This is a genomic window from Streptomyces sp. TSRI0281 (assembly GCF_001905125.1).
In the GTDB taxonomy this organism is placed as follows: Bacteria; Actinomycetota; Actinomycetes; order Streptomycetales; family Streptomycetaceae; genus Streptomyces.
In genome coordinates this window covers 16,372-33,940 of sequence record NZ_LWLE01000034.1, presented here as the reverse complement: position 1 = coordinate 33,940, position 17,569 = coordinate 16,372, and the positions used below count along the sequence as shown (strand labels likewise).

Here is a 17,569-nt window from a genome sequence, read left to right as displayed (position 1 = left end):
GACCGCCCGCCCGCACGACCGAGATCTCCGTGCCATCCGAGTGAAGGAACCATGCACCGATCAGCCCCGCGACTGTCCCGCATACTCGCCTGCGCCGCCGTTCCGGTGATGCTCGTAGCCGCCGGCTGCTCGTCGGACTCCGACGGCAAGAAGGACTCGGGCTCCTCCTCGGCCGCATCCCCGAGCGCGAAGAAGTCGAAGGCGACCGTCGAGCCGGCGAAGTTCGACGCCCTGCCCGACCCGTGCACCTCGATCGCCAAGAAAACGATCGAGGACCTGGTGCCCAAGGCCAAGAAGAAGGGCGGCACGGCCGGCAAGTCCAGCGACCTCACAGCGCGCGGCAGCTGCTCCTGGAACGGTCTGGACGACAACGGCGTCAAGGGCTCGCAGTACCGCTGGCTCGACGTCGGCTTCACCCGCTTCGACTCGGACCAGGCCCTGGGCAGCGGCGCCAAGCGCGCCACGGACGACTACGCCAAGCAGATCACCAAGGCCCAGGCGACCGAGGACGCCGAGAAGCTCGCGACGGCCCCCGTCACCGGCATCGGCGAGCAGGCCACCGCCGTCACCTACGGTCTGACCAAGACGAGCGAGGACTTCAAGTACGCGACCGTCGTGGCGCGTACGGGCAACGTCGTCGTCACCCTCACCTACAACGGTGCGGGCTACGCGGGCGCCAAGACCCCCTCCGCCTCGGACATCCTGAAGGGCGCCGAGAAGGCTGCCAAGGAAGCGGTCGCCGCGGTCGCCGGGGACGACGGCTCCGAGGCTCCCTCCACCACCGGCAGCCCCGCGACGAAGCCCAAGGCCAAGACCGATGCCAAGGACGACGGCAAGTCCGGCTCCGGCGACAAGGCCAACCCGAAGACGACCCGCAAGGCGTCCGCGAAGACCACGCACTAGTCACCCGGGGCCCGGGGCCCGATCCGACGGCCCGGCAAGAAAGCCGCCGGGCGACCGAACGGCCCTGCCCAGAGGCACATTTCCGAAGCCCGGCCCGCCCCCGCGGACCGGGCTTCGCCCCTCCCCCGCGCAACGCGACCCGCACGCATGTGCCAGGCTGTGCCCGCGCCGGAGGTCTAAATCCGGGCGGAGAACGACATCGGGGAGGGGATCGCGGGTGGCCGCGATGCAGCTGACACGCACGCACCGGATACTCATCGGGGTCGTCGTCGCCGGTGCGGTACTCATCGCCGCGATCGGGTTCGCGGGCTCGTACGCCGCCGTGCGCGAGCTCGCGGAGCAGAAGGGCTTCGGGGACTTCTCCGTGGTCTTCCCGATCGGCATCGACGCCGGCATCTGCGTCCTGCTCGCGCTGGACCTGCTGCTGACGTGGATGCGTATACCGTTCCCGCTGCTGCGCCAGACGGCCTGGCTGCTGACGGCCGCGACGATCGCGTTCAACGGTGCGGCCGCCTGGCCCGACCCGCTCGGCACCGGGATGCACGCCGTGATCCCGATCCTGTTCGTCGTCTCCGTCGAGGCCGCCCGCCACGCGGTGGGCCGGATCGCGGACATCACGGCCGACAAGCACATGGAGGGCGTGCGCCTCACGCGCTGGCTGCTCTCCCCCGTACCCACGTTCAAGCTGTGGCGCCGGATGAAGCTGTGGGAGCTGCGCAGCTACGAGCAGGTCATCAAGCTCGAACAGGACCGGCTGATCTACCAGGCCAGGCTCCAGGCCCGGTTCGGCCGCAACTGGCGCCGCAAGGCCCCGATCGAGTCCCTGATGCCGCTGCGCCTGGCGAAGTACGGCGTTCCGCTCGCCGAGACCGCCCCCGCCGGACTCGCCGCCGCGGGTATCGAGCCCGCCCTGCTGCCGCCGGTCGAAGGCGGTCAGCCCCAGGGCGAGCTGCCGTACGTGCCGCAGCAGGAGCACGAGCAGGGCTACGAGCAGCAGCAGTTCGGCGCCCCGCACCCGCAACAGCAGCAGCACCCCCAGCAGCACCCGCAACACCAGCAGCAGGTCCAGCAGCAGTACCCGCAGCAACAGGGCCCCGGCTCCCACGACAGCCCCTGGTTCGCGGCCCCGCAGGTCCCGGACAACGCGCACGAGAGCGCGTACAACCCGACGTACGTCGAGGGCCTGGAGCCCACCCCGGTCATGATCCCGTCGGGCCCCGGTGGCCGGACCCGCCCGCTCGGCAATGTGGGCACGATCGGCGCGGTCCCCCACCCCCGCGCCGCGGAACCGCAGCCGACGGCCGGAGAGCAGCAGCCGCAGGAGCAGGACCAGCAGGAGCAACAGCAGCCCCAGCCGTCGCTCCTGCACAAGCAGGAGCAGAGGCAGCAGCAGGCGCAGGGCCAGGAAGCCGACGCGGCGCAGTCCGCCCAGCTGGCCGAGGCCGAGGCCGAGTTCGTGGGCATCGCGTACGAGGTCTACGCGGCGTACACCAACCAGAACCAGAGCTACCCGAGCCTGGAGATCCTGGACATACACCTCACCGACGGGCACAACGTGCACCACCCGGACAGTGAGGCCCTGCTCCGCCGGCTGATGCCGGAGTTCAAGAAGCGCTTCGACAGCGAGATGGAAGCCGAGCACATCGCGTAAGGGCCGTCCCGCAGCCGCGCACCTCGCGTAACGGCCGCGCACCTCACGCGCCAACGGCGGAAGGGCCGTCACCCCGGTCTCCGGAGTGACGGCCCTTCCGTACGGAAAACGCGACGCCTACGCGCCCAGCAGCCTGCGCACCCGGTCCGCGCCCACGGCCAGCAGCAGCGTGGGCAGTCGCGGCCCGGTGTCCCGGCTGACCAGCAGCCGGTACAGCAGGGCGAAGAACGACCGCTGGGCCGCCTTCAGCTCGGGCGTCGGCTTGGCGTCCGGCTCCAGACCGGCCAGCATCTTCGGCACCCCGTAGACGAGCGTCGTCAGCCCGTCCAGCGACCAGTGCGAGTCCAGCCCCTCCAGGAGCAGCCGCAGCGACTCGCGGCCCTGCTCGTCCAGCGAGCCGAGCAGTTCCTTGTCCGGCTCGTCGCGCACGATCGTGCGGGCCTCGGCCGGGACCTGGGTGGTGATCCAGTTCTCGGCGCGGTCGAGGCGCGGGCGGGCCTCGTCCAGCGAGGTCAGCGGGTTCTCCGGGTCCAGCTCGCCGAGAATGCGCAGCGTCTGGTCCTCGGCACCGGCGGTGATGTCGGCGACCGAGGCGAGGGTCCGGTACGGCAGGGGGCGCGGGGTGCTCGGCAGCTCACCGGCGGCCGTGCCGATCGCGCGGGCGTACGCGGCGGCGTCGGCGGGCAGCACCGAGCCGTCGGCGACCTTGCGGCCCAGCGAGTCCCACTCGTCGTACAGCCGCTGGATCTCCTGGTCGAAGGCGATCTTGAAGGACTGGTTGGGCTTGCGGCGGGCGTACAGCCAGCGCAGCAGCGGCGCCTCCATGATCTTCAGGGCGTCGGCCGGGGTGGGCACACCGCCCTTGCTGGAGGACATCTTCGCCATGCCGGAGATGCCGACGAACGCGTACATCGGGCCGATCGGCTGGACACCGTCGAAGACCTCGCGCACGATCTGGCCGCCGACGACGAACGACGAGCCGGGCGAGGAGTGGTCCACGCCGCTGGGCTCGAAGATCACGCCCTCGTACGCCCAGCGCATCGGCCAGTCGACCTTCCAGACGAGCTTGCCGCGGTTGAACTCGTTCAGCCGAACCGTTTCGGCGAAGCCGCACGCCGAGCAGGTGTAGTTCAGCTCGGTGCTGTCGTCGTCGTACGAGGTGACGACGGTGAGGTCCTTCTCGCAGTTGCCGCAGTAGGGCTTGTACGGGAAGTAGCCCGCCGAGCTGCCGCTGCCGTCGTCCTCGTCGGCGGCGCCGGAGCCCTCGGCGGCCTCCAGCTCGGCCTCGTCGACCTTCTTCTGCTGCTGCTGGGGCTTCTTGCCGCCCTTGCCCGCAGCACCGGGACCGGCACCGGCACCGGCCGCGCCGTCCTTCTTCGTCCGGTAGCGGTCCAGGACGGCGTCGATGTCACCGCGGTGCTTCATCGCGTGCAGGATCTGCTCGCGGTACGTACCGGCGGTGTACTGCTCCGTCTGGCTGATTCCGTCGTACTCGACACCCAGCTCGTCCAGTGCGCCCGTCATCGCGGCCTTGAAGTGCTCGGCCCAGTTGGCGTACGCCGATCCGGCCGGGGCGGGCACCGAGGTCAGCGGCTTGCCGATGTGCTCGGCCCAGGACGCGTCGACGCCGGGGACCCCGTTGGGGACCTTGCGATAGCGGTCGTAGTCGTCCCAGGAGATCAGGTGCCGCACGGTGTGCCCGCGGCGGCGGATCTCGTCGGCGACCAGGTGCGGGGTCATGACCTCGCGGAGGTTGCCGAGGTGGATCGGGCCCGACGGGGAGAGCCCGGAGGCGACGACGACCGGTTTGCCAGGCGCACGACGCTCCGATTCGGCGATGACATCGTCCGCGAAGCGGGAGACCCAGTCGGTCTCGGTGCTGCTCTGACTCTCGGCCACGGTCGGCACGTCCTTCTCTCGTGTAGGTCCCATCGGGGGGCACCGCCCATTCTCCCAGGTACCACCCACAGCGCGAAAACGGCTTTGCGCCGCGTGGGATACTCGGGTGATCCCCTGTACCCCTACGGAAACGGCAGCCAGGCCATGGCATCGGTCACTTCCCTCGCTTCCACGCTCCAGCAGCAGCTGGCGGACGCCCTGACGGCAGCCCTGCCGGAGGCCGGCACCGCGGACCCGCTGCTGCGCCGAAGCGACCGGGCCGACTTCCAGGCCAACGGCATCCTCGCCCTCGCCAAGAAGCTCAAGGGCAACCCCCGCGAGCTGGCGTCCCAGGTCACCGCCGCCCTCCCGGAGACCGGTCTGATCAAGGACATCGAGGTCTCCGGCCCCGGCTTCCTGAATGTGACGCTCACCGACCGGGCGATCGTCGAGACGCTCGCCGCACGGGCCGCGGACGCCGAGGGCCGTCTCGGCGTCCCGTTCAGCCCCACGGCCGGCACCACGGTCATCGACTACGCCCAGCCGAACGTGGCCAAGGAGATGCACGTCGGTCACCTGCGGTCGGCGGTCATCGGTGACGCGATGGTCCAGATCCTGGAGTTCACCGGCGAGAGCGTCGTCAGGCGTCACCACATCGGTGACTGGGGCACCCAGTTCGGCATGCTCATCCAGTATCTGACCGAGCACCCGGACGAGCTGGGCCACCAGGACGTCGAGGGCAGCGACGGCAGCGCGGGCGAGGCCGCCATGTCCTCCCTCAACCGCCTCTACAAGGCATCGCGGGCGCTCTTCGACTCCGACGAGGAGTTCAAGGCGCGCTCCCGGGACCGGGTCGTCGCCCTCCAGGCGGGCGATCCGGAGACGCTGGCCATGTGGCAGCGGTTCGTCGACGAGTCGAAGATCTACTTCTACTCCGTCTTCAACAAGCTCGACATGGAGATCCGCGACCCCGACATCGTCGGCGAGTCCGGCTACAACGACATGCTCGAAGAGACCTGCCGCATCCTGGAGGAGACGGGCGTCGCCGTCCGCTCCGAGGGTGCCCTGTGCGTGTTCTTCGACGATGTGAAGGGCCCGGACGGCAACAAGGTCCCGCTCATCGTCAAGAAGACGAACGGCGGCTACGGCTACGCGGCCACCGACCTCTCCGCGATCCGCGACCGGGTGCAGAACCTCAAGGCGAACACCCTTCTGTACGTCGTGGACGCCCGGCAGTCCCTGCACTTCAAGATGGTCTTCGAGACGGCCCGCCGGGCCGGCTGGCTGAACGAGGACGTCCATGCGCACCAGCTGGCGTTCGGCACGGTCCTCGGCAAGGACGGCAAGCCGTTCAAGACCCGTGAGGGCGTCACGGTCCGGCTGGAGGACCTGCTGGACGAGGCCGTGGCCAGGGCGACCGCGGTGGTCCGGGAGAAGGCCGAGAAGGTGGGCCTGTCCGAGGAGGAGATCGTCGAGAACGGCCGGTACGTCGGCGTCGGCGCGGTGAAGTACGCGGACCTGTCCACGTCCGCCGTGCGGGACTACAAGTTCGACCTGGACCAGATGGTGTCGCTGCACGGCGACACGTCGGTGTACCTCCAGTACGCGTTCGCGCGTATCCGGTCGATCCTGCGCAAGGCCGGGGACGCGAAGCCGGTCGCGCACCCGGAGCTGGAGCTGGCCCCCGCCGAGCGCGCGCTGGGCCTGCACCTGGACCAGTTCGGCGAGGTGCTGGCCGAGGTCGCCGCCGGGTACGAGCCGCACAAGCTGGCCGCGTATCTGTACCAGCTGGCGTCGCACCTCACGACGTTCTACGACCAGTGCCAGGTGCTCAGCGAAGACAACGCGCCGGAGGTCGTCGAGAACCGGCTGTTCCTGGTCGAGCTGACCGCCCGCACGCTGCACCAGGGCATGAAGCTCCTCGGCATCCGGACGCCCGAGCGCCTCTGAGCACCTCTGGGCGCCACTGAGCACCCGGCGAATCCGTTACGCGGACGGCGCGGCACACACCCTGTGTGCCGCGCCGTCCGCGTTCGGCTGTCGGAAGCCGCGACGAGGCGTCAGTAGCCGCGGTCCGCCCACTGCGCCCTGTCGTGCCAGTAGATGTACTCGGGCCGGGCCTTGATGCTGCTCGTACGGAACGGCTTGCCGTGGTCGTCGATGCGCAGTGTCCCGCTCCGGCCCCCGCTGCTCCACTCCAGCTCCAGGTACCAGGTCACGTCGTGCCCCTCCACGTGCGCGTCAAGGTTGAACACCTCGACGTCGGTGGAGCTGACCCGGTAGGGGAAGTCCGTCGCGGGTACGACGGTGTCGCCCTGCTTCCCGGCGACCGGCTTCGAGCGGGGCCGGCCGTCGTCCAGGTCGATGTCGAAGCTCTGCGGTGTGATGCCACTCCCGCACCCCTCACCCATCGAGTACGCCGACCAGGGCAGCGGTGCGTTGCGGGCCAGCACCCGTACGTGCAGCCCCTGAAGGACGACCGCTTCCTTCGAGTTTCCCTGGAGGGTGAGTTCGAGCATCATGTCGCCGCCGTCGACCCCGCCGAGCGCCTTCGCCCAGCCCCGGGTGTCCTGCGGTGCGGGCGGCGGCGGTACGTCGTCGGGCTTCTGGTCGAGGAGGTAGTACTGCCCGCAGGGCGCCTCGTAGTTGTACGAGCTGATGGTGGCGGTCACGGGTACACCACCGGCGGCCGGCGCCTTGGGCGAAGCGGACTTCGGAGGCGCGGAACCCGTTGCCGACGTGGAAGGCGTGGCCTTGGAACCGTCCTTGGAGGGTGTCCCCGAGGGCGTCGGTGTGCCGGTCGTCGCAAGGTCGCTCTTGTCGGCACCGGGCACGAGAGGAACGTGGCCTTCGGAGGTGCCGGAGCCGTTGCGCGCGTCGTCCGCCGGTGAGCCCGCGAGGCTATTGGCGATGAGCGCACCGGAGACGGCGAGCGCGACGACGGCGGTCGCCGCCAGCAGGACGCGCAGCCGCCGCGAGGCGAACCGCCCCCGACGGGCCGGGTCGGCCGAGTCCGCACGCCCCCCGGCAAGTACGTCGGCGGGTTCGTCGGCAGGTACGTCGGCCGGTTCGTCGGCAGGTACGTCGGCCGGCGATACGGCCTCCGGCTGTGACGGCGGCTCCGGCACGGCCACCGGCTCCACCGGACGCGCCACCGGGGCCACCGGAACCACTGCCTCCGCCGGAGGCACCGGCGCAGGCATCGCCCCCGCCTCCGGCTTCCCCGCGCCCCGCCGCCGCGCCTCATCGGCCACGATCCACCGCCGGTGCAGCGCCACCAACTCGTCGCCCGTGGCCCCGCAGAGCCGCGCCAGCCGCTCGACCGGCGCGTACTCGTTCGGCACGGCGTCCCCGTTGCAGTACCGGTGGAGCGTGGACGTGCTGACGTGGAGTCTTCCGGCGAGAACCCCATAGCTGCGCCCCGAACGGTCCTTCAGTTCTCTCAGCAGAGCCGCGAACTCCACGGCCTCCGGCGTCGCCACTACGGCGTTCCCCCTCCTGATGCGTCCCGGAACACCGTTCCAGGCACGTGGAATCTGCCCAGGTCACCGTACGCGCAGGCGTTCCAGCATTCCCAATGGGCTGCGCGGCGTTGCGGCCGGAATCGTTCGCCCCGCAAGCTGTGGACACACCGCAGGGCAGCCCAGCACTCACCGGGAAGCAGCCGTGTCATTTCGTTTCCGCATCGAGCCCATCGATGTCCTGGCGATCTGTGTGGTGATCGCGGCCACGACGGTCGTGACCCTCCTGATCCGCCATCACTGACCTGTCAGGTCAGCCTTCACACCACCTCACCACGCACCACTCCACGGGGAGAAACACCATGCGCAGCAACCGCATCCGCACGACCGCCCTCGCCGCGACCGCCCTCCTGGCCGCCCTCTCGCTCACCGCCTGCAATGGCGAGGACAGCGCGGCGGGAGCCACCGGCTCCACGCCTCCGGCGGCCTCCACCGGAGCCCAGGCGGACCAGAAGCCCTCCGCGAAGGACGACGCCAAGGACAGCAGCGGCGACACGGAAACCATCGACGGAACGAGCAGCACCAACGCCCCCGACGCCAAGGGCCCGGACATCAAGACCCCGGACACCAAGACCCCGGCCAAGAGCTCCAGCTCGGGCCGCACGACGTGCAACGCCTCGAACACCAAGCTCACGCTCACCCCCGTGAGCCGCCCCGTCAACCACATGCTGCTCACGGTCACCAACACCGGCAGCAAGAACTGCGACGCGCACTACTACCCCGCACTGCGCTTCGGCGAGGCCCAGTCCGTCCCGCCGGTCTACGAGGACAGCCAGCCGCAGGCCGTGGTCACCCTCGCCCCGGGTGAGTCCGGATACGCCGGTGTCACGACGTCCTCCGCCGACGGCAGCGGCACCGGCGGCTACTCGACCAAGGACCTGTCCGTCGGCTTCGCGGGCCGGGGCGGCGTCTCCGACAGCACCGGCCCCGCGGCCGTCGTCCCGCTGAGCAAGAGCGTGTACGTGGACAGCACCCTGAAGGTCACCTACTGGCAGCGCGAGATGTCCGACGCCCTCAGCTGGTAAACCGCACCCCGCCGGGACACCGACCCGCCCTCCCCGAAGAGCAGTAGCTCGTACCATCGGGGAGGGGGCCGATGACCGGGACCGGGGATCGGCACGGGGGAAGGGGCGTGGTGGGTCATGCGCGGGACGACCGAACAGCACGCCCGGCCCCCCTGGCAGTCCCGTGTGAGGACCTGGGGCGCGATCGTCGGCCCACTCCTCCTGGTCTCCGTCATTCCGCTCCTCATGGTCCTGTGGGCCGGGGACGGCGCCCGGAAACTCATCACCGGCGAGTCCGCCACCGTCCGGAGCGTCACACGGTGCGTCGAGGGCGGCGCCGGACAATCAGGCCCCTCCTACTGCTACGGGAGGTGGGCGTTCGCCGACGGCCACACGGAGTCCGGGAAGATCACCGGCGGAAGAGTGACCGAGGACGACACGATCTTCGCGGGCCCCGGCTGGGCGTACGAGTCCACCTCACCGCTCCACACGAAACTCTGGATCACGGTCGCCCTCTTCTGCGCCGGAGCCGGCGCCCTGGGCGCCAGTTGGGTGAGCTACCGCAGGAGCCGGGACGCCCAGGCCCCGGGCAAGGCCCCCGACGAGAATCCCGGCGACGCCGTCGCGGACACGGCTTAGCATCGGCGGCATGGCGATGTTCGTGCACCTGACACCCTCGGCGAACGCGGCGCGCATCCGCCGCTCCGGAATACGGGCCATCAGCCACGGCCGCACCGGATCACGGGGCCTCTACTGCTTCCCCGTCCTCCCCTCGTACACCCTCACCCACCAGTGGCTGCGCGAACTGGCCCGGCACGGCGGGCAAGGCCCTCTCGTCGCCGTCCACATCCGCCTGCCGGACGACGAACCCGTCACCCTGGGCCGCTACCACCGGGACCCCGCGACCACCACCGCCGCCGAGGCGGTCCGCCGCACGGCCGCCCTGGAGGACCCGCGCGGCTGGGAGGTGTTCGTCCCCCGTCCGGTCACCGGACGCGAGGTGCACCGGCTGCGCCCGGTCAAGCAGGTCACCGGCTGGCGCTACCTCCCCGACGCGCACGGCAGGCCCCCCTGCACCTGCTTCGGCTGCCGGGTACGCGGCGAGTACGGCTCACAACGCCTGCGCCGGCGCCGCCCGCACCCCCTGGACGGCCCTGCCCCCGCCGCAGCGGTGCTCCTGCGCCGGATCGCCGCGGCGGGCGACCCCGGAGACCCCGCCCAACTCACGGATGCGCTCTACTGGTTCCGGATGCGCCGACGCGGCCCACTGGACCAGCTGACCCACCTGGCCGACCACCCCGCCCCCACGGTCCGGGTGGCCCTGGTGGACGCGGTCGCCCACTGGTCGACGCCGGGCGTCGCGGACCTTCTCCACCACCTGTCGGCCGACCCGGACGCGGACGTCCGCGAGGCGGTCGAAGACGCCACGCCGGACCGGGACGCCTGACGCGGACGAAGCCCCTGTGGAGAGCCACGCACGTGCCGCGTTCGGCCAGGACGAGATCAGCGTCCTGGAACAGCGGGTATGCGATGCTGCGGAACAGGCCCTGAAAGCCATGGACCGAAGCACCTGTTGGACCGGCTGCTAGGAGAGTCATGAGCACGGCACACGAGTGGTTCAAGTCGAGCTACAGCGGCAGCGACGGCGGCGAATGCCTCGAAGTCGCCTACGACTGGAAGAAGTCGAGCTTCAGCGGAAGCGAGGGGGGCGCGTGCGTCGAGGTCGCCGCCCACCCCGCCGCCGTCCACGTCCGGGACTCCAAGAACCCCGAAGGCCCGACCTTCACCGTCACGCCCAACGCGTGGTCCGCCTTCGCCGCGTTCGCCGGAACGGCCTGAACCACCGCACGCACCGCACACCCGGAATGTCCGCGTAGCCGAGCAGCGGGCCCGCAGGCACCTGGAACGGCCGTTGACGGTGCCCGGACGCCGGGGACGAGTTCGCCGCGCCGGACCAGGAAGCCTGCCCCGGACCCGTACAAATCATTTGTACGGGTCGTGCGTGCGTGACGTAGGCACGTCGGTGGGAGTTCGAACCATATGCAACCCGGGAAGCGACAGCGCAAGAACGCGTCGGCCATGAAGCTCGTGGGCAAGCTCGTCGGACTGTTCCGCGTGACGGCCGGCCTGACCCAACCTCAACTGGCGGCCTCCGTAGGCGTACAGGTGGAGACCATCGCCTCCATCGAGCAGGGCAGACGCGCTCTGCTGCCCGATCTCGCCCGCCGCATCGACGTCCTGCTCGGCACGAAGGGCGCCCTGGAGACGTCTGTGGAGAACATGCCGGAGATCGACCTGATCCCGGCGTGGGCCGAGCAGTACATCGACATGGAACAGGAGGCGCTGGCGCTGTCCTGGTACGACAACCAGGTCATCCCGGGGCTCCTCCAGACGGAGGCGTACGCGGAGGCGGTCTTCCGCAACAGGGTCCCGGTCTTCAGCGCGCAGGAGATCGAGACCCAGACCGCGACGCGAGTAAAGAGGCAGGAGATCCTCAAGCGGGACGTGCCGCCGACGATCAGCATGGTGATCTGGGAAGCGGTCCTGATGCTGAAGATCCTCCCCGACGACGAGCACCGGGAACAGCTGCGTCATCTGCGCGCCTGCGCCCAACTCCCCGGTGTTTGCCTCCAGGTGCTGCCCTTCAGCAGCAGCACGCACGCGGGTCTCGACGGCCCCTTCACTCTGCTGGAAACCCCGGACCATCAGCACGCCGCGTACTCCGAAACCCAGCGCGGCAGCCAGCTGGTCTCCGACCCGAATGAGGTCAGCATCCTCACCCAGAAGTATGCGATGCTGCGAGCTCAGGGCCTCAGCCCCGAAGAGACCCTGCGCCTGCTGGACCGTTATCTGGGAGAGCAATGAACACCGCATTGGACTGGTTCAAGTCGAGCTACAGCGGCAGCGAAGGCGGGCAGTGCCTCGAAGTCGCCTACCAATGGAAGAAGTCGAGCTACAGCGCTGACGAGGGCGGCGCCTGCCTCGAAGTCGCCTACGACTGGCAGAAGTCGAGCCACAGTAGCGACGAGGGCGGGCAGTGCGTCGAGGTCGCCGCCCACCCCGCCGCCGTCCACATCCGGGACTCCAAGAACCCCGACGGCCCGACGTTCACCGTCGCGCCGGACGCGTGGTCCGCCTTCGCCGCGTTCGCCGGAACGGCCTGAACCACCTCACGCACCGCACACCGCACATGCCGCACCCCTCACGCCCGGACCGTCTCGTAACGCAGCTGCACCACACCGTTGCCGAAGGTCCGGGTCCCCGCCAGGCGCAGGTCCTCCCGTGTGTCCGAAGGCGCGAACAGCGGCCTGCCGCGCCCGAGCAGCACCGGGTGGACGTAGATCCGGTACTCGTCGATCAGGCCAAGACGGCGGAAGCCCGCCGCGAGGTTCGCGCCGCCGAGTGCGAGGTCCCCGTCCGCCCGCGCCCGTAGGTCCTCGATCTGAGCGGCATCGATCTCGCGCACCACGGTCGTGCCCCAGTCGGCCCGCTTCAGGGTGCGGGAGTACACGTACTTCGGCATGTCCCGCCAGATCCCGGCGAATTCGGCCATCTGCGGGGAGCTCTCCGGGTCGGCGTCGGCGGTCGGCCAGAACCCGGCCATCAGCTCGTAGCTGACCCGGCCGTCCAGGAACGCGCCCACCGTGCGGAGTTCGTCGTTGAAGTGCTGGTGCAGCTCCTCGTCGACGAGGTGCCATGCGATGTCCCGCTCCGGACCTTCGAAGAAGCCGTCGAGGGACACGGACATCATCAAGACGATCTTGTTCATGGGGTACTCGCCGTTTCCGTATCCAGGAGTACGCCCTCCCGGGAACGGCCGCCGACGTTACGCCCGAGGCGCCCCCAGCACCCGCAGCCGCGCCGTCGCGCTCGCCGTCGCACTGTCAGTGGTGCCGCTTAGAGTCACGCTCATGGCATCGCTTCCGAACCCCCTGCCGTCGCTGGCCACCTCCGGTCTGGACCTCCCGCCCGGCTCCCTGGTGGACAACACCATGGACGGCACCTGGGACGAACCGCTCCTCTGGTACGCGAACGACCCCGCCACTCCCCGCACCTGGTCGGCGATGCGCGCCGCCGGGAAGCCGCTGGGGCTGCTGCCGGTGCTGATCGACGGCGGCAGGCGGGACCAGTGGCCCGAGGAGTGGGACCTCGACCCGGACGGGACGTCGTATCCCGGTGACCACGATGCCGAAGAGGTCCTCAACGACTACCGGTCGTACAACACCGAGGAGTTCGAGGACGAACCCGAACATCTGGTCCTGGCCCCACGCCCGGAGGCCGACGGGCTGGACGGCCCGGACACGCTGGCCACCGAGATCGCGGGCCAGATCATCGACGTGCGCGGCGGGGAGTCCGGACCGCGGATCGCCCTCGTCCCGGCCCGCCGCAGCGCCGACATACCGGCGTCGATCGGCTGGACCGGCCCGATGAACCACGAGAACGACGTGGCCAGGCTCTGCGCGGTGCTCCGCTCCTGGGAGGACCGGTTCGACATCCGGGTCGTGGAGCTGGGGTTCGACACCCTGGTCGTCTCGGTCGGACGGCCGCCCACGACCCCGGAGGAGGCACGGGCACTGGCCGAGGAGCACTACGCGTTCTGCCCGGACAACATCGACCAGGGCCCGTCGGACGACCTGGCCGTCTACGCGGAGAAGTCGCTGCTCAACCAGGAGGCGTGGTCCTTCTGGTGGGACTGACCCACCGGCGTACGGGGGGTGTCGGCAGCACTCCCCGTACGTTCCTGAACCGTCACCACGCCTCGCAGCCCCCTCCACCTCCGGCCCGACAGAAAGCACAGCGGCCATGACCCACCCGGAGCGCACGGCCGACGCGGACGACGCGGACACCGCGCGACGCCTCATCGCGGAGTACCGTGCCCTGCCCGCCGACAGCGACCGCAAGCGCGCGATCGTCGCCGAACTGGACGCCAACGTCGCCGCGCAGCCGTTCCTCGTCTCGGTGGTCGCCGACGCGGGCGAGTACGACCTCGCCCGCGTCGAATGCGCCACGCTCCTGCGCCTGTGGCCCCCGGCCGACCCCGGTCTCGCCCACCGCGCCGGCCGGGCCCTGCTGGCGGCGCTCAACGACCCGGAGGAGGACCTGGTGCGCCAGTACGCGGTGCTGGCGCTCGGCCCCTATGCCTTGGACCCGGCGGTCACCGAGGCCCTGACCGCCGCCGCGCGGGCGGACGAGGACCCCCTCGTCCAGGTCGGCGCGAGGTCCGTCCTCGAAGCGGCGCGCAAGGCCTGACCGCACCCGCGGCTCGACGCCGCTCGTGCCACTTGTGCAGGTTGGGAGCCCCGAGACAACCTGATCGCTATCCGGAACATCTCCTCTCACAAGTCCGCGCCACCGCTGCGGACGGTGAACGAGGAGCTGGAGCATGGTCCGACGCCCCAACCGCCCGAACCGCCACCGCGGACGCCTGATCGACTACCCCCGCCGGGGGAGAACCAACTGGCGCCGCTGGGTCCCTTCGTGGCGGCACGTGCTGAGCGGGGTCCTGCTCGGATGCAGTGCGCTGACCGGGCTCTTCGCCGTGGTGTACGCGTCCGTCGACATCCCGGACGAGAACGCGGAGGCGCGCCGGCAGGGCTCCGTCTACTACTGGGCGGACGGCAGCCAGTTGGTGAGCGTGGGCACGGTCAACCGGCAGAACGTGACGCTCGCCGACATACCGGGTTCGGTGGAGGACGCGGTCATCGCCGCCGAGAACGAGACCTTCTACGACGACCCGGGGGTATCGGTGACGGGGCTCGCCCGCGCGGTCGTCAGCGTGGTCAAGGGCGGTGAGACCCAGGGCGGCTCCACCATCACCCAGCAGTACGTGAAGAACACCTATCTGACCCAGGAGCAGACGGCCACCCGGAAGTTGAAGGAGTTCTTCATCTCGCTGAAGCTGAACAACAAGCAGACCAAGCAGGAGATCCTCCAGGGGTATCTGAACACCAGCTGGTTCGGCCGTGGCGCCAACGGCGTCCAGGCGGCGGCGCAGGCGTACTACGGAATCCCCGCGAAGGACCTCGACCCCAGCCAGGCGGCGCTGCTCGCGGCCCTGCTCAAGGGGGCGGAGCAGTACGACCCGGCGATCAGCAAGGGCAACCACGAACGCGCCGTCGGCCGCTGGAAGTGGATCCTCGACCGGCAGGTGGAGACCGGCAGGATGACGAAGGCCGAACGGGCCAAGTACCGGGAGTTCCCCGAGCCGCGCACGGCCGCCAAGCCGACCAGCCTCGGCGGCCAGACCGGCTACCTCGTCGATATCGCCAACAAGTACATCAAGAAGAGCTCGGGTCTCACCGACAAGGACCTCGCCCGGGGCGGCTACCGGGTGCACACCACCTTCGAGAAGGACAGGACGCAGCAGTTGGAGCGGGCCGTGCGGAGCGTGCGCGAGCGCGACCTCGACCCCAAGAAGCGCCCCGAGGACAAGTACGTCGAGGTCGGCGCCGCATCCGTGCGGCCCGAGGACGGGGCCGTGGTCGCGGTGTACGGCGGGGCCGACGCGACCACCCGCTTCGCCAACAACGCCGACACCGCGGGCGTCCCCGTCGGCTCGGCCTTCAAGCCCTTCGTGCTGGCCGCGGCCCTTCAGCACGGCGACGGGATCACCCTGGAGAGCGGCTACGACAGTGAGGGGAACCTGGTGAGGGGCGGCCCGCTCGCGGTGCCCACCTATCCGCCGGGGGCCGAGCCCGACTCGGTGAAGGTCACGGCGCCGACGACCCTGAGCGAGGCCCTGATCACGTCGGCCAACGCCACCTTCGTCCAGCTCGGCAAGCACATCGGGCTGAAGAAGGTGAAGGAGATGGCGGTCGCGGCCGGACTCCACGAGGGGAGCCTGGCCCGCCTGGACAAGTCCTTCCCCCTCGGCACGTCCACACCGAGCGCGGTCAGGATGGCGGACGCGTACACCGCCTTCAGCAACGAGGGCATGCGCGCGGATCCCTACTCGGTGACCCGGGTGACCCGCGACGGCGAGGAGGTCGAGGGCTTCGCCAAGCCCGAGCTGCGGCGCGCGATGGACGCCGCGGTGGCGAACAACGTGAACAACGTCCTGGGGACGGTGGCTTGGACGAAGCTGGCACGGGAGAATCAGCTCGAACCGTTCATCAGGTCCCAGGCGCTCGACGGCCTCGCGGCGGGCGCGACCGGTGAGGGCGACCGGATGAGGTCGGCCTGGTTCATCGGCCACACCAAGGGGCTGACCACCGCCGTCACGATGTTCCGCAACAAGCCCGGCACCCCCCAACTGCTGGGAATGCAGGGCGTGGGCGGGGATGAATCGGACCGCGGCAATGTCTTCCCGCTCCGGATCTGGAGCGCCTACGCCACAGGAAAGTAGGCGCACCCGCCGGGCGGGGGATCCCTCAGCGGCGCACCCGCCGGGCGGGGGATCCCTCAGCGGCGCACCCGCCGGGCGGGGGATCCCTCGGCCCTCCGCTCTCAGCGATGCGAACGCCGAGGGACAGCCCTCAGCGGCGCACCCGCCGAGGGCCGGCCGTCAGGAGCCGCCGCGCCCCAGCCGCTGGGCGACCTCGGTCGCCCAGTACGTCAGGATCATCTGCGCCCCGGCCCGCCGGATGCCCGTCAGGCTCTCCAGAATGGCCGCGTCCCGGTCGATCCAGCCCTTCTCCGCCGCCGCCTCGATCATCGCGTACTCACCGCTGATCTGGTACGCGGCGACCGGCACGTCCACCGCTTCGGCGACCTTGGCGAGGATGTCCAGATACGGTCCGGCCGGCTTGACCATGACCATGTCGGCGCCCTCGTCGAGGTCGAGCGCCAGCTCCCGCAGGGACTCGCGGGCGTTCGCCGGGTCCTGCTGGTACGTCTTGCGGTCGCCCTTGAGCGAGGAGCCGACGGCCTCGCGGAAGGGGCCGTAGAAGGCGGAGGAGTACTTCGCGGTGTACGCGAGGATCGAGACGTCCTCGTGGCCCGTCTGGTCCAGCGCGTCGCGGACGACCCCGACCTGGCCGTCCATCATGCCGCTGGGGCCCACCACATGGGCGCCCGCGTCGGCCTGGACCTGGGCCATCTCGGCGTACCGCTCCAGGGTGGCGTCGTTGTCGACCCGGCCGTCGGCGGTCAGGACCCCGCAGTGGCCGTGGTCGGTGTACTCGTCCAGGCAGAGGTCGGACATGACGACGAGATCGTCACCGACCTCCTGCCGCACGGCGCGCAGACCGAGCTGGAGGATGCCCTCCGGGTCCGTGCCCGCCGTGCCCCGGGCGTCCTTCTTCGCGTCCTCCGGGACACCGAAGAGCATGATCCCGGAGACCCCGGCCGACACCGCCTCGACGGCGGCCTTCCGCAGGGTGTCCAGGGTGTGCTGCACCACTCCGGGCATGGCCGAGATGGCGACCGGGGCGCCGATGCCCTCGCGGACGAACGCGGGGAGGATCAGATTCGCCGGGTCGAGCCGTGTCTCGGCGACCATCCGCCGCATCGCCGGGGTCGTCCGCAGCCGCCGGGGGCGGGAGCCGGGGAAGTTTCCGTACACAGTCATCCTTCGACCATAGACCCGCGCACATCGGCGTCTTACCGACACCCGCGCCGGAAAAAGGCCCGGAACGACGGACGGGCCCGGCCACCGAGGCGGCCGGGCCCAC

16 protein-coding genes are annotated in these 17,569 nt (G+C 70.4%); 12 read left to right on the top strand and 4 right to left on the bottom strand.

From position 1 onward, the window contains the following. Window positions 1-51 precede the first annotated feature (51 nt). Both A6A29_RS32030 and A6A29_RS32025 read left to right on the top strand, forming a co-directional pair. Window positions 52-903, top strand: a complete 852-nt coding sequence (locus A6A29_RS32030) for a DUF3558 domain-containing protein (protein ID WP_073725569.1) — start codon at window positions 52-54, stop codon at window positions 901-903. Window positions 904-1,120: 217 nt separating this feature from the next. Beyond that, window positions 1,121-2,554, top strand: coding sequence for a DUF2637 domain-containing protein (locus A6A29_RS32025; protein ID WP_073725567.1), 1,434 nt, complete (start codon window positions 1,121-1,123; stop codon window positions 2,552-2,554). Between the two features lie 117 nt (window positions 2,555-2,671). On the opposite strand, the gene lysS is transcribed toward A6A29_RS32025, so the two are convergent. Continuing rightward, window positions 2,672-4,462: a lysine--tRNA ligase gene (gene lysS, locus A6A29_RS32020; protein WP_198953478.1), complete on the bottom strand. Its 1,791-nt coding sequence runs from the start codon at window positions 4,460-4,462 to the stop codon at window positions 2,672-2,674. Between the two features lie 135 nt (window positions 4,463-4,597). On the opposite strand from lysS, the gene argS reads away from it, so the two are divergent. Then, entirely contained in the window at window positions 4,598-6,382 is a 1,785-nt protein-coding gene (gene argS / locus A6A29_RS32015; protein WP_073725565.1) for an arginine--tRNA ligase, read from the top strand. A 110-nt stretch (window positions 6,383-6,492) separates the two neighbouring features. Here argS and A6A29_RS32010 read toward each other — a convergent pair whose 3' ends face one another. Next, window positions 6,493-7,914 (bottom strand): helix-turn-helix domain-containing protein, encoded by a 1,422-nt coding sequence (locus A6A29_RS32010; RefSeq protein WP_073725563.1) that lies wholly within the window; start codon window positions 7,912-7,914, stop codon window positions 6,493-6,495. A gap of 341 nt (window positions 7,915-8,255) precedes the next feature. Between A6A29_RS32010 and A6A29_RS32005 the strand changes: the two genes are divergently transcribed. The 6 genes from A6A29_RS32005 to A6A29_RS31980 all read left to right on the top strand — a co-directional run bounded on the left by A6A29_RS32005 (window position 8,256) and on the right by A6A29_RS31980 (window position 12,121). After that, the gene (locus tag A6A29_RS32005) at window positions 8,256-8,978 is read left to right on the top strand and encodes a DUF4232 domain-containing protein (RefSeq protein WP_073725562.1); all 723 of its coding nucleotides are present in this window, start codon (window positions 8,256-8,258) and stop codon (window positions 8,976-8,978) included. 117 nt (window positions 8,979-9,095) lie between these two features. Further along, window positions 9,096-9,596 carry a hypothetical protein gene (locus tag A6A29_RS32000; protein ID WP_073725561.1) on the top strand — a complete coding sequence of 167 codons (501 nt, stop codon included), beginning with the start codon at window positions 9,096-9,098 and terminating at the stop codon, window positions 9,594-9,596. 10 nt (window positions 9,597-9,606) lie between these two features. Then, window positions 9,607-10,404, top strand: a complete 798-nt coding sequence (locus A6A29_RS31995) for a HEAT repeat domain-containing protein (RefSeq protein ID WP_198953425.1) — start codon at window positions 9,607-9,609, stop codon at window positions 10,402-10,404. Between the two features lie 149 nt (window positions 10,405-10,553). After that, on the top strand, window positions 10,554-10,796 hold the full coding sequence (locus A6A29_RS31990; RefSeq protein WP_073725560.1) for a DUF397 domain-containing protein: 243 nt from the start codon (window positions 10,554-10,556) through the stop codon (window positions 10,794-10,796). 240 nt (window positions 10,797-11,036) lie between these two features. Further along, window positions 11,037-11,822, top strand: a complete 786-nt coding sequence (locus A6A29_RS31985; RefSeq protein WP_073725558.1) for a helix-turn-helix domain-containing protein — start codon at window positions 11,037-11,039, stop codon at window positions 11,820-11,822. Beyond that, window positions 11,819-12,121 (top strand): DUF397 domain-containing protein, encoded by a 303-nt coding sequence (locus A6A29_RS31980; protein WP_079183110.1) that lies wholly within the window; start codon window positions 11,819-11,821, stop codon window positions 12,119-12,121. The genes A6A29_RS31985 and A6A29_RS31980 overlap by 4 nt, the downstream gene beginning before the upstream one ends. A gap of 38 nt (window positions 12,122-12,159) precedes the next feature. Here the strand turns inward: A6A29_RS31980 and A6A29_RS31975 are convergent, their stop codons facing one another. Beyond that, window positions 12,160-12,726 carry a dihydrofolate reductase family protein gene (locus A6A29_RS31975; protein WP_073725555.1) on the bottom strand — a complete coding sequence of 189 codons (567 nt, stop codon included), beginning with the start codon at window positions 12,724-12,726 and terminating at the stop codon, window positions 12,160-12,162. Window positions 12,727-12,868: 142 nt separating this feature from the next. On the opposite strand from A6A29_RS31975, the gene A6A29_RS31970 reads away from it, so the two are divergent. The 3 genes from A6A29_RS31970 to A6A29_RS31960 all read left to right on the top strand — a co-directional run bounded on the left by A6A29_RS31970 (window position 12,869) and on the right by A6A29_RS31960 (window position 16,302). Next, complete coding sequence (locus tag A6A29_RS31970) at window positions 12,869-13,654, top strand: DUF4253 domain-containing protein (protein WP_073725553.1); 786 nt, start codon at window positions 12,869-12,871, stop codon at window positions 13,652-13,654. A gap of 106 nt (window positions 13,655-13,760) precedes the next feature. Beyond that, on the top strand, window positions 13,761-14,207 hold the full coding sequence (locus tag A6A29_RS31965) for a hypothetical protein (RefSeq protein ID WP_073725547.1): 447 nt from the start codon (window positions 13,761-13,763) through the stop codon (window positions 14,205-14,207). A 133-nt stretch (window positions 14,208-14,340) separates the two neighbouring features. Further along, the gene (locus A6A29_RS31960; RefSeq protein ID WP_073725546.1) at window positions 14,341-16,302 is read left to right on the top strand and encodes a transglycosylase domain-containing protein; all 1,962 of its coding nucleotides are present in this window, start codon (window positions 14,341-14,343) and stop codon (window positions 16,300-16,302) included. Between the two features lie 159 nt (window positions 16,303-16,461). Here the strand turns inward: A6A29_RS31960 and hemB are convergent, their stop codons facing one another. Continuing rightward, window positions 16,462-17,466, bottom strand: coding sequence for a porphobilinogen synthase (gene hemB, locus A6A29_RS31955; protein ID WP_198953424.1), 1,005 nt, complete (start codon window positions 17,464-17,466; stop codon window positions 16,462-16,464). Window positions 17,467-17,569 lie beyond the last annotated feature (103 nt).

Coding starts and splice junctions, on each gene's coding strand:
- A6A29_RS32030 (WP_073725569.1), top strand. CDS start 52: ATGCACCGATCAGCCCCGCGACTGTCCCGCATACTCGCCTGCGCCGCC.
- argS (WP_073725565.1), top strand. CDS start 4,598: ATGGCATCGGTCACTTCCCTCGCTTCCACGCTCCAGCAGCAGCTGGCG.
- A6A29_RS32005 (WP_073725562.1), top strand. CDS start 8,256: ATGCGCAGCAACCGCATCCGCACGACCGCCCTCGCCGCGACCGCCCTC.
- A6A29_RS32000 (WP_073725561.1), top strand. CDS start 9,096: ATGCGCGGGACGACCGAACAGCACGCCCGGCCCCCCTGGCAGTCCCGT.
- A6A29_RS31995 (WP_198953425.1), top strand. CDS start 9,607: ATGGCGATGTTCGTGCACCTGACACCCTCGGCGAACGCGGCGCGCATC.
- A6A29_RS31990 (WP_073725560.1), top strand. CDS start 10,554: ATGAGCACGGCACACGAGTGGTTCAAGTCGAGCTACAGCGGCAGCGAC.
- A6A29_RS31985 (WP_073725558.1), top strand. CDS start 11,037: ATGAAGCTCGTGGGCAAGCTCGTCGGACTGTTCCGCGTGACGGCCGGC.
- A6A29_RS31980 (WP_079183110.1), top strand. CDS start 11,819: ATGAACACCGCATTGGACTGGTTCAAGTCGAGCTACAGCGGCAGCGAA.
- A6A29_RS31975 (WP_073725555.1), bottom strand. CDS start 12,726: ATGAACAAGATCGTCTTGATGATGTCCGTGTCCCTCGACGGCTTCTTC.
- A6A29_RS31970 (WP_073725553.1), top strand. CDS start 12,869: ATGGCATCGCTTCCGAACCCCCTGCCGTCGCTGGCCACCTCCGGTCTG.
- A6A29_RS31965 (WP_073725547.1), top strand. CDS start 13,761: ATGACCCACCCGGAGCGCACGGCCGACGCGGACGACGCGGACACCGCG.
- A6A29_RS31960 (WP_073725546.1), top strand. CDS start 14,341: ATGGTCCGACGCCCCAACCGCCCGAACCGCCACCGCGGACGCCTGATC.
- hemB (WP_198953424.1), bottom strand. CDS start 17,466: ATGACTGTGTACGGAAACTTCCCCGGCTCCCGCCCCCGGCGGCTGCGG.